This is a genomic window from Trichocoleus sp. ST-U1, assembly GCF_039961835.1.
Taxonomy (GTDB): Bacteria; Cyanobacteriota; Cyanobacteriia; order Cyanobacteriales; family FACHB-T130; genus FACHB-T130.
In genome coordinates this window covers 1-15763 of sequence record NZ_JAMPJZ010000106.1, presented here as the reverse complement: position 1 = coordinate 15763, position 15763 = coordinate 1, and the positions used below count along the sequence as shown (strand labels likewise).

Genomic DNA, 15763 nt, shown 5'->3' with positions numbered 1-15763 from the left:
TGAGTTTCTCGGCTTAAATCTCTAATAAATCTCATAAGTCTCTTGTTTTCTTGACTTTTGTTTTAGCTTATTCTACTTTTTATTATGTGTAATTTATTTTACATAAGCACTTATTAAATTACTATCATTAAGTAGTGATTTTGAATGGGATGACCTTAAATTATTTGAGCGAGAAGCGGAAACTTTAAAAAAACTCAGCCATCCCTCAATTCCTCGTTATTTAGATTACTTCGATGTAAATTTACAAAACCTAAAAGGATTTGCTCTAGTACAAACCTATATCCCTGCAAAAACTCTAGAGCAATATTTACAAGCAGGTCGAACTTTCACTGAAGAAGAAGTAAAAAAAATAGCTCTATCTATTTTAGAAATTTTGATTTACTTGCACGAACAAAAACCACCTGTCATTCATCGCGATATCAAGCCAAGTAATATTTTATTAACCGATAGGTCTGGTAATAGTGTTGGTAACGTTTATTTAGTCGATTTTGGCTCTGTGCAAACTATTTCTGACAGCAAAGGTGGAACAATGACTATAGTAGGAACCTATGGCTATATGCCACCCGAACAATTTGGCGGACGCACTGTTGCTAGTTCTGATCTTTATGGTTTAGGTGCTACTTTAATTTATTTAGTAACCGGAACCCATCCCGCAGATTTACCACAAAAGGATTTTCGCATTCAATTTAGGCAAAAAGCTAATCTTACCCCAAGCTTTACCAACTGGTTGCAGCAGATGACGGAACCAAGGTTGGAAGAGCGTCTGGATTCTGCAAAGCTAGCGCTACAATCGCTTAATGAACCACGGTTAAATCTCATTTGTAAGGGTGTTAAAAAGCCATTCGGAAGTAAAATTAAATTAACCAAAAACATACATAGTATAGAAATTTTTATTCCTCCATCTGGCTTTTTTGACTTAATCAAAGCTGGGGCTAGTATGTTTTTTCTTACTCCAATTATTTGGGGATTAAGCTGGTTTTTAACTTTTCAGATTTTTTCTGTTGGTTTGGTAACTATATTGTTCCTACTCTTCTTCTGGCTACCATTAATGTTTCTAAGTTTATGGATATTAATTTTTTGGGTATGTTTCCCATATTCACTTATCGACTCTTTATTGGGGAAACGACGATTGCGTATAGAATCAGAGCTGATTTACTTCACCCATGAGTTGTTAGGATTTGAGTTTGAGTCTTTTCTCGCAATCAAAAATATTACTAAATTAATTTATAATCCAGGCGAATTTATTAATAAAGACAGAGAGCAATATCCAGATACTTTGGAAATCTGGGGTAAAAACCAAAAAATAAAAATTAGTAGCAGTATCAAATCAAATGTAGAAAAAGAATGGATAGCCCATGAATTAAGTGACTGGTTAAATGTACCAATTACACAAAATTAGCTGAGTTTTCGGGTTGAAGGAATTTCAAATATACAACGGTTATTAAACTTAAATAAATACTGCAAATCTTTTCTAATTTACTATAGGACAAGGTATATATAAAATTAATCCATATAAATTAAAACAGCAGCTACCGGAACAATAGAAAGGCCAGTAATTCCTCTGAATTAACTAGTTGCATAACCTGCTACGCCAGATAGGAGTAGTAATTCCCCATGCTAGGAGAAGAATAGATATTTTGCGATCGCAATTAGGCGATCGCAACCCTTGGGGTTATGCGAGAGCATTACGGGGAACGGGAACGCCTTCGGAGTCAGCTTCACGCTACTTTCATTCCAGCGCAACGCCTGCAAGAAATCTGAGTGACACTGAATGACAAACAGTGCTAGCTATTCCAGCGAGAAGTGACTGTCTCGAAAATAGTCCAGAGTCCGGAGTCGAAGAAAAATCTTTATACGTTCGTTATAAACGTATTTCATGGGTATCTATCTTGTAAAACCTCTCCTATCCTGCGATTCCCAAGGATTTCGACATTTTTGTCTTCGTTGCGTCCTTCATCTATTGCATAAGTGCTGATGCTCCAAAGATATATATTCTGCGAGCGCACAGCCTTGTATATAAAACTCGCATTGCTGTGTGTTCAACGGAGAAGCATCAACTCATCGTTTATTGGGTGTTGAAAGGTAGAACCAAGGAGCCAACGATGCAGAAAAATAAGTTGCAAATTCTGCACTGCAATTGCGGAATGCTTTATGTCAGTAAAGGTCGAGCTTTAGGAAACAAAATGACTTGTTCTAAATGCGGTCGAACTCCTCAGATAGAACAACTCAAATTAGCATCATTTTCTTCAAAAACTATCCCCAGTCGCTCTACTCTTCTGAGGAATTACAACCAATTTTCAGCAATTTTTTTGACCAGACGCATTGTTTTAGCAGCAGTATCTATTGCCAGCTTGCTAGGGATGATGATTTATCTTCCTAGAACGCAACCTCCAGGAACGCAGCTATCTACTGTACCAGTCTCTTTAAAGTCTGCACGAAAACCAAGCCCAAACCGTCCTCCTGTTTCTCTTCCAAACGGCACTGATATTATCCCACCTCAAGATTTGCAGGGATTTGGGAAGCTAAAAATTATTAATGGAACGACCCGCGATGCGGCTGTAAAACTTGTAGATAGCGTCTCTGGGAAGACGCGCCGTTTTGTGTACGTTCAGGCTAATCGAGAAACGAACATTGTAAATATTAGCCCTTGTAACTGTCGCTTAAAGTTCAGTATGGGAATAGATTGGGAGCAAAAAAAACAAAAGTTTTTGCAGAACCCTTCGTTCTCGGAATTCAGCAAACCCTTAGATTTTAAGGAAATTAAAAGAGAGGCGGGAGTAGAGTGGATGGAGTATCGGGCGACACTACATCCTGTACCTCACGGAAGCGCCCGAACAAGGCAAATTGATGAAAGGGATTTTGAAGAGAAATAGGTTGGTCAACAACCGTAAATTCGGCGCAATTCTCCTTAGAGACAACAGAAATGTTAAAAATGGAACCCTTGTTGAATCCTCATCATTTGGAATTCACATAGCCTTGCTGCAAAACTTGATCACCACACAGGAGCAATAATTTCCCATGCTAAGAGAAGAACAGATACTGCGCGATCGCTATCACATTCAATGCCAATTAGGACACAATTCTGGACGGCGTACCTTATTAGCGCAGGATTTACAAACCCAGGAACTTGTTGTGCTTAAGATTCTCACTTTTAACAGTGACTTCCGTTGGGAGGATTTAAAACTGTTTGAACGAGAAGCAGAAACCCTCAAATCTCTATCGCATCCGGCAATTCCCCGCTATCTTGATTCCTTTGAATTGCACTTACCCGATCGTCAGGGATTTGTACTCGTGCAAACTTATATTCCTGCAACGTCCTTGCAGGAATGGATTAAGCGCGGACGGACATTTAGCGAAGAAGAGGTAACACAAATCGCGAAAGCATTACTGAATGTATTGAGCTACTTGCACTCTGGCAACCCTCCGGTGATTCATCGGGATATTAAGCCAAGCAATATTTTATTAACTAGCGATCGCTCTGCTCATCAAGTTGGAGATATCTACTTAGTTGATTTTGGTTCGGTGCAAACGGCTGTCCGAGAAATCGGGACGATGACGATTGTCGGAACCTATGGTTATATGCCACCCGAACAATTTAGCGGACGTGCTTTTCCAGCCTCCGATCTCTATAGTTTAGGCGCAACATTAATCTACTTGGTGACAGGGAGACACCCCGCAGATTTGTTACAAGAAGATTTGCTTCTTCAGTTTGAACCCGTGCCGCATCTAGTTCCCAGCTTTGTGCAATGGCTCAAGCAAATGACTCATCCCAACCGCAAGCAGCGATTTAGTTCAGCTCAAGCAGCTCTCGCGACATTAGAGCAGCCTTCTCTTCTGCAACTCCCATCTGTTGCATCAGCGACATCAACTCCTCTAATACTGCAAAAACCTCATGACAGTAAAATTTCACTTCTCAAGAATGCAGAAGCTCTAGAGATATATCTACCTCCAGAAACTACTAATGCAGGAGCGGGTTGTTCAATTTCCTTTATCTTCTGTTATACGATTTTGTCGTTGATGGCGTTAATTGGCTCTTTGTTTAGTGGTAATGGGTTACTAATCTTGATCAGCTTATTTCTTTCAGGAATGGGTCTTTCTGGTCTGTGGCAATATTTTTTCGCAGCGAATGTCAATACCTACATCTATATCGATCGTCGGTCAATAAAGGTAACTCAAATAGCGTGGAAAATACGGCGGCTGGTTTTTCAGGCAAGTCGCCGTAACCTCTATAAATTGACTTACCTGAAGCGCCTCTATCGTCGCGATACTGAAGCAGGCATTACAGAGGTACCGCCAGAGTTAAAGATTTGGGCTACAGATGGAGTCAATTATACAGACGCTAGTTCTAGCTATCGTATCGGGCAATCGCTAAGTACAGACAGCGAAACCCGCTTCTTTGGCTATCTAAAAACAGAAGAACTTGATTGGTTAGCGCAAGAGTTAAGTAATTGGTTAGAGTTACCTATTACTAGAGAATAGGAGAAAAAAGTTTTTGAAATTACTACAAGTTACATAGTTTGTGGCAGCTTTTATAGATAGCAATCCTAAATGAGTCCTCAAGGTGAGATACCCGACTTCTTAAAGAAGTCGGGTATCGGAATTATAAGAGTGATTTATTGCGCCGACTATCTCACAATAATTGCCCAAAGACTCACAAATAGAGCGATCGCGCCCAGATGCTGAGGCAACAGCGCTCGGAAAGATTGACGAGCAATTTTTTGGGTTAATAGCATCGTCAACAGGAGTGAGAAAATTAGCGTTGTGCCTTGCAAAAATTCAATCACAGCCGGGTGTGCGACCAACACAGGCAATCCTTCACCGCTAAGACCGAAAGTTGCCATTGTTAGCGGCAAAATGCGTCCCGCTTCCCCTAAACCCAGCCGCCAATAGTGAGCTAAATTTGCCCCTAACACCAGCGGCAAATATCCATAAGCCAACTCTATAAACGAGCGAGGCTTTACGGAACCCTTAAAGAGTTTAATAGCGCTATAAGCTAAAAACGGCACAGTCGCAGGGACGATTAAAGCTACCAAGGAAAATCCGAAATGTTGCCAAAACTGGGTTAAATCCAGATGCAATCCCAAAGTTGATTGCAATTCCGGCAACCGATGGAGATAGACACCTCCTAATAGCAACATTAACAGTGCCACTTCAGAGCCTTGGGGGATATGAGTTGTCCACAATTCAATTCCTGGCGGACGCAAATTTAACTCTACCGAACGGTGGGGACAAGCTTTAAGACAGGTCATACACAAAACGCAGTCTTTGTTATCTTCCAACTGAGCTGGGTGAGAGTACAACGGACATCCGCCGGTTTCTAAGCCTTCCCCTTTTTGAGGGCCACCTTTGTAGCATTGATACGTGGTGCATTCTGCCGAACAAGTTCCCTGTTGCGCTCTGAGTTCAGTCATTGACAGCTTGGCAAAAAGCCCATTCATCCCCCCAATTGGACATAGATACCGACACCAAAACCGCCGCTCAAAAATTGCGGAGAAAATCATCGCCCCAGCGGTAATTAATAACAGCAAACAAGCGGATAGGTAGGCAGTATCTTCTAAATGCCAGAGTTCTTCCCACAGGTAAATGAGGACAAATAGCCCGAACAAAAACCATCCGCCCCACTTCTCGGCAGATTGTCGGGGCCAACGCTTCAGCGATCGCCCTGGAAAAAGCCACTGAGAAAGTTTTTGGGTGACTTCCCCATAAATCATGAAGGGACAAATAGAGCACCACAAGCGTCCGACAAACGGAAAACCGATCAATACCAAAGGCCACCACCACGCCCAAAATAGGTTTAGAGCTACATTTTCGGAGCGATGCTGGGGACCCAAAAATAATAAGGCGACGACAAGCGCAAAAGCACCCAAAGTAAAGCCGTAGTTAATCCGGTCGGGCCACCAAGAACTGCGGAGAAATCGCCGCAAGTCGGGATAGGCATTTAAAAGATTGACGCGAAATCGCTTTTTATGGGTTTCGGCTGACCAGAATACTTCTTCGGTGAGCAGATTCACACCGGCACATTGAACGAGTGCCCGTTCTACCAGACTTTGCAATTCTTTCAGGTTGCCGGGGAAATCATAGGCTTGTAAGCGGCGTATAGCTTCTGGAGCGACTTTGGGTTTGCGAGTGCCCTTGGCTCGGCAGAACAGGCGAATGTAGTATTCTACCTGGTCTTCAATGTCCGCTTTTCGCACCCGCAGCGGCGGCACTTTAATTAAATGACCGACTTGACGCTCAATTGTCGGTAGGTGTTTTTCCGCAATCATCATAATGCGGGCTTGACACGAGCGGCTTGGGGCTGGTGGGTCTTCCGAACGGCTAAGGGGGGTGTAGGTGTTGGTTTCTAATAATTGAGCCAGCTTCGGCGTTAACTCTGGGGGAAGTTCTTGGATGTTGTTGAGGACTAAAGTGCCTGTCCCCAGGGATTCAATTAGCCCTGGTTTGCCACTAGCACGACCAAATAGTTCTGCACCACTTGCTTGCAGCGTACTACAGTCTACTTTAACGATCGGTTCGCGCCGATAGGAAGAACCAAAGTGAACCAGAGCAGCGGTATTGTCTTTTTCTAGTCCCGGTTCCCCGAAAATCAAGACTGGACGCCTTGACTCAGCCGCCTCTTTGATTTGCTGGCGCAGCCGGACTGCATAGCGGCTTTTTCCCACCACCCCGCGTCTTGCCTTTGCTACCAGATAAGGGCGCAAGGCGGTTTGACGCTCTTGTTCGTAGTTCAGTTGAGACGATAGTTGAGCGAGTTCTTGAGCCAACCGCTGGGAGAAGGCTTGGGTAATTTCGGGATATTGGGCGACTATTTGCCGAAATTGCTCTGCGGGAATAAACCACAGCGTGCATTCGCTGAGTGTCTTGATAGTTCTTTGAGCCTGCTGGTCTAACAGTAGCTCTTGTAAGTGAATGGTGGCTCCAGGAAGAAAACTAATCACCCAGGCTAAACCTGTTTGGTTGGTGCGTTCGCGTAGCGTCTCTGAAAGAGAATCGCCTTCTAGTTGCCCTTGTTTGAGAATATAGAGTCCTTCGGGGGGCGTTTCCTCCGCCACTAAAGTCGTTTGCGCTGGTACGACTTTTTCTTCCAGAAGTTGCGCGATCGCTTCTAATACTTCTGCCGATAGTACACCCAGCGCTGTTCTCTCTTGTAGCCATGTCACCGTGTCTTTTGATGTCATGGTTGCCTTAAAAATAAATTTCGCTTTACATTTTAGCCATTTTTTATAAAAAATATTAATTAATTAAGTTGATTGCCAAGATTAAAACAACTGAGATGAGCGAGCTTGTCAATCTGTGGGTTCCCCTAGCCTTATTGGGTTTGATAGTCTTAGCGGCGATTTTCTTTAGCCGCAGCAGTAGCTAAGGAAAATTGTTATCAAAAAGAAAAGGTTAACTTTCGGGATCGGAGAAATTCGGAGGTTCGACAGGGGTTGAGGGAGTGTCAGTCACCATAACTTTTGTCGCTGCTTCGCTAGCAATTCCTTGGGTTTGAGTGGAAGGACGGCGGCGCGATCGTTTATAAGCAGCCCTCTCAGCTTTTTCGCGCTCGTAGGCAATCAGCCTGCCATAATACTCGTGCTTGCTCAAATTCATCGACAAGAAAATGTGCTGGCGAGTATTGCCAAAACCTTTGCGGCTAAAAAACTTCACGGCTGGGACATTCGCGGGATCGGTATCCACCAGCATGAACCGCACCCCATCTTCAATCATCCGTTCTACCAGCTTATCAACGAGCTTGTCCCCGACGCCTCGACGCTGAAAATTCGGATTCACACCCAGCCAAATAATGTATCCATAAGTCCAGGATGCTTTGCTAATCACGGTTCCCAAAATGAACCCTGCCAGTTGTTCGTCGATTTCAGCAACCAGACAGTATTCCGGATCGGTATTGTAAAGTCCAATCACCTCCCATTCATCCCAGGTGCGATATAAATAAGGGTACAAATTGCTTGTAAATACAGCTTCTCCCAAGTGGTAAACCGGGGCAAGATCGTCAATTTCAAGGTCGCGGATATAGATGGAAGAGTAGTTAGATGCAGGCTCGTTTTTATCAGGATTTGTCATAAATTTTGATTTTTTATTTTTTACAGGGAAACTTCCTGAATATTCGCTAAATTGGGTAGCCAATCTTGATGAGAGAAATTTTCTTCACTGGTAAGATGCGAAGTATTTGAAAAATTGCGATCGCGCTGACACCGAACCGCAAAGTTACAGTCAGGGCAACGATTAGCGGTTTCTGGAACTTGAGGGAAATCTTCTCCTTGCTGATAACGTTGCAAATAATCGGTTAGCTGCGTCAACAATTCTGTTAAATCCTTTTTTGTTTGTTCGTGTTGAGCGGTATTATAAGTAAATTTGAGGCTTTCTGGTTGAGGCTGAGACTGAACAAACCAGTAAGTCATAGAAATCTGTTCTGGCAAATAATCGCTAGTTTCTGCCAAAACATAAAGATACAAGCGAGTCTGCCAATCTTTTTCTAACCAACGCCGGTTTTTTGGTTGAGGATAAGTTTTCCAATCCAAAATTTGAGCAGATTGGGTGTCTTCAATGAACAAATCATAGATGACTGTCAATAAATATCCCTGAAAATTCAGCGTACGACAATGTTCGCTTTGGCGGAATGTTTTCGGATTGGATATCAAAATTTCTGGTGCTGCATCCACCAATGCCGTCACCCAACGATGCAATTGGGCGTCCTCTTGCACCAAAGATTCTACCGGCAATCCCAGTTCTCGCTGCTGCATCAATAAGTGAAAGCGACTGCCCCAATTTTGCCGTTCTAGTTGTTCTGGATTGGTGGGTGAACTCAGTTTATCTAAGTATATTTGTTGAAACTTTCGAGGACAAGTTTGTAGTAGATTCAGTTGTCCTTGGGACAAGCGGAAGAGAATTTCTTGTGTTGATTTCATCTGATTAATTGCTAATGGCTAATGATTTTTAGTTAAGTAGATATCATTTATCTGTAGCAATCATAAGTAATTTGTGAAATTCTTTTTATTTTTTCTTCCTCCCTTTTTCTTTGCGTCCTTTGCGTTCTTGGCGGTTCGTAAAAAAAAAGACTGTATATCCCTGTCTTACAGGACTTTTTCTTCTTAATGGTTAATTACTATTAGCTATTAGAGGATGTCTGGAAAGTCATATTCGAGACGCTTAAACGGTAGAAATCTCCCTAAATTCCCCTTAAAAAGGGAGACTTTGAAAAATCCTCTCCCCTTTTTTCTAGCGTAGCGGCGCGATAGCGCAGGGGCTAGGAGGGATCGAAGCAACTTTTGACACCTCTCAGACATCCTATTAGCCATTAACCTAAGCTTTTGTTAACACAAACACGCTGCCTTCATTGCCTCGGCCTATCCGCAAATCCTCATCTAGATAAGTAGTATCCAGCCAACCTTGCTGGTTGCTGCTGTCGATACCAAAATCCAAAGCTGGAAATCGCTGACCGCTTTCAATTTGCCGAATAAATTCTGAAGGCGACTGATAGTTAATGAGACGCTGTAAACCAGAAATAGAACGCTCAAATTTTACCAATACACGACGTTCAGAAACTGGTTCAAACCGAGCAGCAACGCTAACAAATCCTTCCAAATAGGGTAAGCCATAAACTTCAGCAATATTGTAAACTTTGGCGTCTTTGGCTCGAATGCATTGATAGATTTGACCAAGTTTGAGAAATGGCAGTTGGTCAATGGTTAATAAACCGCGACTGGTGGTGTAAAGTAGTCGCCAATTGCCATCTAGTAGGTCAGTTGCCTCAACCGGACGGGGAGTAGGGTTGAGGTCTTCCAATCGGGCAACCGCTGAGAGAATCGCTATTTTGTCGGTTTCGGTTGCTAGCAGTCCGCGATTTTGAGAAGCGATCGCTTCCAACAGTGCTGCTTTCCTCATTTCCTCCTAGACCTCTCTTGTGGGTGACTTCTCTACCCCCAGCTTAACTTTTGTTCAATACGCAGATGGCATCAGCGACCAGTTGATAAGTTTGATAACAACTCCCTTGACACGCAATAATCTCCACGCCAGCGATCGCGTTTCTGGGAGTGGTAAACTCAATATGTCTAGTTAGCTCCCAATCCGAAATCCTCAAATATGTCAAATATGTACAACCCGTCTCTGCGTGAAGAACCTCGTCACCAGCTGGCTGGTCTGATTCCGTTACAACAAGAACCATCGATTCTCGACTGGCTGGAATCCACAGGACGCTTGTTGGCGCGGGATGTTCAAGCGGAAGATAGTTTCCGCGATGGTGATGCAGAAATCTCCGATCTGATGGCACCGGATGATGTTTACGATGATCTCGAAGACGATGATGAAATCATCGATGTAGACGAAGATTAGTCAGACGAAAAGAATTCAGCACTCAGGCGTCAGAGTAAATTCTGGATTCTGAAATTCTGAATTCTGGTGTGAGAAGTGAACGAAAAATTTGTGGACGCTAAATTATTTTCTGGTCGGTCGTTCAACCCCTCAGGAACTAGCCTGCTAGCGTTACTGGCAGTTGGGCTTTCCCTAGGGACGATATTATTCGATCTGCAAGCAGGTGTCTTCCCATCGGTAGGCATCTCGATGACGTTTCCCCTGTGGCTTTGCGCCTTGGTGACAGCTCTTTTAGGATATTGGGCAGTCCCCTTCCTGCAAGCCCTAAAAGCGGGTCAATTTATTCGGGAGGATGGACCCCAAGCGCATTTACAAAAAGCAGGCACTCCGACAATGGGCGGGGTGTTTTTTGTGCCAGTCGGGGTAATCGTCGCCTTGGTGTGGTCTGGATTGGCTGTAGGCATACAAGGATTATTCCCCGTACTTGCCGTATCAATCGTAACTTTAGCCTACGGTGCGATTGGCTGGGTTGACGATTGGCAAGTGATTAGACGCCGGTCGAATAAAGGCATCTCGCCCCGGATGAAACTGATTTTGCAGATTGGGGTGGGTGTTCTGTTTTCTTTGTGGCTGGTCTGGCATCAACCAGCCAGTATCACCACGATTGCCTTGCCTTTTGGTTTAGCGATTCCTTTGGGGTTACTGTTCTGGCCCTTAGCAGTATTTGTGCTAGTGGCGGAAAGTAATGCGACGAACCTCACGGATGGAGTCGATGGACTAGCAGCGGGAACGGGCGCGATCGCTCTTTTGGGACTCGGTGCCATTGTTGCTCCCGTGTCGCCAAGTTTAATGATTTTTTGCGCCTGCATGAGTGGCAGCTACCTAGGCTTTTTGGTTCACAACCGCAACAAAGCCCGCGTCTTTATGGGCGATACGGGTTCGATGGCGCTGGGAGGCGCACTGACAGCAGTCGGACTTCTGACGAACAATCTCTGGGCGCTGTTTATCCTCAGCGGTATTTTCTTCGTGGAATCGCTCTCAGTGATGGCGCAGGTGGGCTACTATAAAGCCACCAAAGGCCCGGATGGGATCGGCAAGCGTTTATTTAAAATGGCACCGATTCACCACCATTTAGAACTGAGTGGCTGGAGTGAAACCCAAGTAGTTGCCGCCTTTTATCTGATTAACGGGATCTTGGCTTTGTTGTGTCTTGTACTTCGTTAGTTAAATAGACTTAACTCAGCTACAAGTGAGCAAGCGTTAATTTTTAATCAATCAAGGTCTGCGATCGCTTGTTTTACTGAACAAACTGAGTCGGTAGCGATCGCACCTACTCCATGCGCCGACTTAAAGGCAAACAAACCCCAATTTCTAAGGCATCTGATAAGGCATCTGGAATTCAGGGGTTCAGAAATCTAGCAGAAAGACGATTCTTTTCCCTCTTCCTAATTGGGGAGGCAAGGGGAAGCACCTCTGTTAAACAGAAGACAATTTGAGCGGGTTTAATTTTATTATTGATGGTTGCATTTGGATAGTCCAGAAGTCCGAACAAATAGAGGTTCAAAAAGTTCGCTACATTAATTAAAAAACCAGCAGCAAGGGAACACATCTGTTAAAAAATACTGTTAAAAAACGTAGCGGCAAGGAAAGATAAATGACCGGAAAATTGTTACTGGTAGACGACGAACCCGGACTGCGCGAAGCAGTCAAAGAATATCTGCAAGACAGTGGTTTTACCGTTCAGGTTGCCAGTAATGCTGGTGACGCATGGCAGATGTTGCAGAAGAACCAGCCGGATTTAGTGATTTCAGATGTGATGATGCCCAAGGTGGATGGGTATCAATTCCTCAAGCAGCTGCGGGAAGATCCTCGCTTCAAAAATTTACCTGTAGTATTTTTAACGGCTAGAGGCATGACCAGCGATCGCATCCAAGGCTATCAAGCGGGGTGCGATGCGTATCTCCCGAAGCCCTTTGATCCAGAGGAATTGGAGGCAATTGTCAAAAACTTACTGGAACGTCGCACCACTCCAACTAGCACCACCGGCGGTAACGATATTGAGGACATCAAGCAACAAATTGCTGCCATCCGGGGGATGTTAGAAGATACAAATCGAATCCCCCAGTCGCCTTCCCATATCCGCATAGACTTAACGCCAAGAGAGCAGAGTGTTTTAGACTTGGTTGCGGAAGGATTGATGAATAAAGAAATTGCCCGACGCTTGGAAACCAGTGTCCGCAACGTTGAGAAGTATGTCAGCCGCTTGTTTAGCAAGACAGGGACGAATAGCCGCACCGAGTTAGTGCGCTATGCCCTTGAACACGGTTTGACTCGATAACTGTCCTCGCTCTCAAAACGTTTAGGGGAAGGGGCTTAGCCCGTTCCCTTACGTGTTTTTTTATCTATATCTGTGCTTGTCTTTAAGAGCGATCGCACTGGCGATTCTTAAGAACTGTTGCGTTTATTAAAGAAACTTGTGCTTTTCTCATTGATCCCTTAAGGTTGCTGGTATTCTTCATTTAATACAATTCAGAAATTAAAAGAAAACCACATGAAAGTTTCACAAGCGCCACATCTGGGTCAATCAGTTTCTCTAGCAATTCTTTTAGTATTGATGAGCGTCAGTGTTACCGTCCTGATGGTTATTCAAAGTGGAATCTAACTTTAAAAATAGCTAATTTTTGCTAATTTTACCTAAACAAAAGCCGCTCCGCAATGAGCGGCTTTTGTTTGGCTAAAAGTGACATGATATTCCTTTAGATGGAAGCGGAAAGTGATTAAATACGTAGGTATTTGTTAAATCAAAAGTTGTAGCTGCGGGTGCCACCCATTCGTTTGTAAAAATCAGCCGAATGGATTTTAAAAGGTGAAAGGGTTCACCATCGGTCGTAGCGTAGCAAAATAAATCATTGCTTCACTCACTTCTGGTATGCGAGTTCTATTTGTTTGTACTGGCAACACCTGTCGCAGCCCGATGGCACAAGCGCTATTTCAGAAAAAGATTCGGGAACTGAGGCAAAGGCAGCAAATCTTAGCCCAAACTGAGGTGCGTTCAGCTGGACTTTATAAATTTAAGGGGATACCCGTTTCGCCCCATACTCTAACGGTATTGGCAGAGTACGGAATTCAATATGACTGCGAACCGCAAGGGTTAAAGCCAGAACTCGTCGAATGGGCAGATTTAGTGCTGACGATGACAAAGTTTCATAAATATATTGCGATCGCGATCTATCCGGAGGCGCTCGACAAGACTTTCACGCTCAAAGAATTTGTCGGGGAACAAAATTCCTTAGATATTCGCGATCCCGTTGGCAAATCTTTATCCAGATATCGCCACTGCGCTCAGGAAATCGACTTGGCACTCAATCTTTTACAGCAGAAGTTAGTCCGCATCTCATCTGAAAGCAGCTTTGGTTCTTTTGCATTCCCCACGCCTCAACCCTTACCCCGCACCCTACCGCTGTTCAGGTGGCTGATTGGACTGATTCGGTTAACTCAGAAAACGCGCACTTGAGACATGACTTCATTTTTGAATATCCTTTGAAGGATTCGCTGAGTCCTTGTGACTGTTAATCTAAATAAATGTCTAGCAATCTTATTTGAGTTGTGATAAGGTCAGCGGTTTAAATCCTCGGCTTCTCTCTCAACGTCAGGGATCTCGCCTTCACGAATCATTTAGGACTGCTCTAAATGTGCTGCGCCGCCTTGAATTCGGACTTCTCATCTAATAACGATTCAGATAACACGATTCAGATAACAATGTTCAACTATTCCACCTTTACCGCAGCATTAGTGCGAGAGACGAAAGCCCGTGAAAATGCGCTACCGCTGATGGATGAAACCCGCGGCTCTCAGTTTTTTCTTTACTCTAATCCTACGGACAAAGTGTGTCTGTTCTTTCATGGGTTTACTGCCACTCCAGAACAATTTGTACCCATAGGAGAAGCTTTCTTTAAAGCAGGCTACAACGTCTTGATTCCTTTGCTGCCTGGACATGGAATTGCAGGCAATTGGGATGGAGATAACCCTCCTCCGCTTCCCGAAGAACAAGAAGTTTATCAACAGTTTGGGATTTACTGGCTACAACAAGCTCAAGCTTTGGGAAGAAAAGTGGTGGTGGGAGGGCTTTCTGGTGGTAGCACTTTAGCAGCTTGGCTATCCTTAGAACGCGCCGTACAAATTTATCGGGCTTTGCTGTTTGCCCCTTATTTGAGTGGTAGCCATAAAGTAGTCGATTTGTTTGTGCGGGTATTTAATATTTACTTTGAGTGGAAAACTGCACCAGGAGTCGCACATTTTGGCTATGACGGCTTTCTGATGCCATCCTTGCGACTGTTTTTAGACATGGGAAAAGATATCTTTGAGCGGGCAGAAACGAGTTACGCTGCGCCCATGTTGATTGTGTCGAGTGAAAGCGATCGCGCAGTCGGCGACGAAGAACATAAAGCTCTGTTTAAAGCCTTACTCCCCCAACAACCCAAGTGCTGGTATCACCGTTTTGACCAAACTCTGAATATTCAGCACAATATGATGACCGAAGCAGAGGGGAATCACTACGCAGACTTAGTCATCGCAGTGGCTAAAGCCTATGTCGAGAGCGATTTAACCTGGGGTGAAGTCGAGGAGATGCGCGATCGCTTGCAGCAGGGTGACTCCTTCCACAGGGTAGTGAATCAACTCCATCTGAGTCAACGGGTTTCTCCCGATCTATCTAGAATCATGCCATTGCTAGCTCTGGATTAAATAAAAGTCAGTTATTCGCCGCGCTTTGCAAGCGGCTCCACCTCCCCTCTGGAGCTTACCTAGAGCAGGGTGGTTTCATACAGCGGTAGAAAAATCAGAATACTTATTAAGAGTATCTAAACATCTACGGTTGAAAACAAGATGAATCTGATCGAGGACTTGCAAAAAATCCCAGACTATCGACACATTCGCGGACGCAGACATGAATTGTGGTTGGTACTGCTACTGATGTTACTGGGAGCTATGAGTGGGTATTGGGGCTACCGACCACTTGAAGATTTTACCGTTGTACACAGACAAAGGTTGATACAACTGTTCAGCCTTGAAGACACAATCAAGTTTCCTTCCTACTCAACATTCCGACGTGTTCTCAAAACACTCGATTTTCATCCATTAACGAACCTATTTAACACCTGGGCCGTAATTTTTGTACCGCCAAATTCTGGGGAAAGACTAGCAATTGATGGAAAAAGCATCCGTTGCACGCTTACAGATTATGCTGAGTTAAGTAGCTAGGATGATTTAAACCTAAAACGCTCTAACGTAAGTAGCTAGGATGATTTAAACCTAAAACGCTCTAACGTATATCCCCCTTGGGTAGTGGTGAATAGTAATGGTTAAGAGCGAAGGGAGGCGTTGTAATGATGCACAAAATACCAAATCGCACCAATGTGATTACTCAACTTCTTGGAGAAAGATAAGGTTTTAC

The 15763-nt window shown here is 44.0% G+C and carries 15 protein-coding genes and 1 pseudogene; 11 read left to right on the top strand and 5 right to left on the bottom strand.

Going from position 1 to position 15763, the window contains the following annotated elements:
- Nucleotides 1-112: 112 nt before the first annotated feature.
- The 4 genes from NDA06_RS23950 (at nt 113) to NDA06_RS23935 (ending at nt 4479) form a co-directional block, all read left to right on the top strand.
- Complete coding sequence (locus tag NDA06_RS23950) at nt 113-1399, top strand: protein kinase (RefSeq protein WP_190984855.1); 1287 nt, start codon at nt 113-115, stop codon at nt 1397-1399.
- Nucleotides 1400-1574: 175 nt separating this feature from the next.
- On the top strand, nt 1575-1775 hold the full coding sequence (locus NDA06_RS23945; RefSeq protein WP_190984844.1) for a hypothetical protein: 201 nt from the start codon (nt 1575-1577) through the stop codon (nt 1773-1775).
- Nucleotides 1776-2102: 327 nt separating this feature from the next.
- Nucleotides 2103-2873, top strand: a complete 771-nt coding sequence (locus NDA06_RS23940) for a hypothetical protein (protein ID WP_190984843.1) — start codon at nt 2103-2105, stop codon at nt 2871-2873.
- A gap of 145 nt (nt 2874-3018) precedes the next feature.
- Nucleotides 3019-4479, top strand: coding sequence for a serine/threonine-protein kinase (locus NDA06_RS23935; RefSeq protein WP_190984842.1), 1461 nt, complete (start codon nt 3019-3021; stop codon nt 4477-4479).
- 146 nt (nt 4480-4625) lie between these two features.
- On the opposite strand, the gene NDA06_RS23930 is transcribed toward NDA06_RS23935, so the two are convergent.
- From NDA06_RS23930 to NDA06_RS23915, 4 genes are all read right to left on the bottom strand, one after another.
- Nucleotides 4626-7178, bottom strand: a complete 2553-nt coding sequence (locus NDA06_RS23930) for a sigma 54-interacting transcriptional regulator (RefSeq protein ID WP_190984841.1) — start codon at nt 7176-7178, stop codon at nt 4626-4628.
- A 211-nt stretch (nt 7179-7389) separates the two neighbouring features.
- The gene (locus tag NDA06_RS23925; protein WP_190414858.1) at nt 7390-8064 is read right to left on the bottom strand and encodes a GNAT family N-acetyltransferase; all 675 of its coding nucleotides are present in this window, start codon (nt 8062-8064) and stop codon (nt 7390-7392) included.
- 20 nt (nt 8065-8084) lie between these two features.
- Entirely contained in the window at nt 8085-8909 is an 825-nt protein-coding gene (locus NDA06_RS23920; RefSeq protein ID WP_190984840.1) for a PD-(D/E)XK nuclease family protein, read from the bottom strand.
- A 394-nt stretch (nt 8910-9303) separates the two neighbouring features.
- Complete coding sequence (locus NDA06_RS23915) at nt 9304-9885, bottom strand: PAP/fibrillin family protein (RefSeq protein WP_190414856.1); 582 nt, start codon at nt 9883-9885, stop codon at nt 9304-9306.
- Between the two features lie 19 nt (nt 9886-9904).
- Here NDA06_RS23915 and NDA06_RS23910 point away from each other — a divergent pair, with 19 nt between their 5' ends.
- The 7 genes from NDA06_RS23910 to NDA06_RS23880 all read left to right on the top strand — a co-directional run bounded on the left by NDA06_RS23910 (nt 9905) and on the right by NDA06_RS23880 (nt 15570).
- The gene (locus tag NDA06_RS23910) at nt 9905-10060 is read left to right on the top strand and encodes a hypothetical protein (RefSeq protein ID WP_190414855.1); all 156 of its coding nucleotides are present in this window, start codon (nt 9905-9907) and stop codon (nt 10058-10060) included.
- A gap of 32 nt (nt 10061-10092) precedes the next feature.
- Nucleotides 10093-10332, top strand: coding sequence for a DUF3134 domain-containing protein (locus tag NDA06_RS23905; RefSeq protein ID WP_190414854.1), 240 nt, complete (start codon nt 10093-10095; stop codon nt 10330-10332).
- A 90-nt stretch (nt 10333-10422) separates the two neighbouring features.
- Nucleotides 10423-11535, top strand: a complete 1113-nt coding sequence (gene mraY / locus NDA06_RS23900; protein WP_190984854.1) for a phospho-N-acetylmuramoyl-pentapeptide-transferase — start codon at nt 10423-10425, stop codon at nt 11533-11535.
- 430 nt (nt 11536-11965) lie between these two features.
- Nucleotides 11966-12649, top strand: coding sequence for a response regulator transcription factor (locus tag NDA06_RS23895; RefSeq protein ID WP_190414852.1), 684 nt, complete (start codon nt 11966-11968; stop codon nt 12647-12649).
- Between the two features lie 591 nt (nt 12650-13240).
- Nucleotides 13241-13825 (top strand): low molecular weight protein arginine phosphatase, encoded by a 585-nt coding sequence (locus NDA06_RS23890; RefSeq protein WP_190984839.1) that lies wholly within the window; start codon nt 13241-13243, stop codon nt 13823-13825.
- Nucleotides 13826-14070: 245 nt separating this feature from the next.
- Nucleotides 14071-15054, top strand: coding sequence for an alpha/beta fold hydrolase (locus NDA06_RS23885; RefSeq protein WP_190984838.1), 984 nt, complete (start codon nt 14071-14073; stop codon nt 15052-15054).
- 141 nt (nt 15055-15195) lie between these two features.
- Nucleotides 15196-15570, top strand: a complete 375-nt coding sequence (locus tag NDA06_RS23880; protein WP_190526599.1) for a transposase family protein — start codon at nt 15196-15198, stop codon at nt 15568-15570.
- A gap of 101 nt (nt 15571-15671) precedes the next feature.
- On the opposite strand, the pseudogene NDA06_RS23875 reads toward NDA06_RS23880, so the two are convergent.
- A pseudogene (locus NDA06_RS23875) lies at nt 15672-15763 on the bottom strand (IS1 family transposase); the annotation flags it as partial.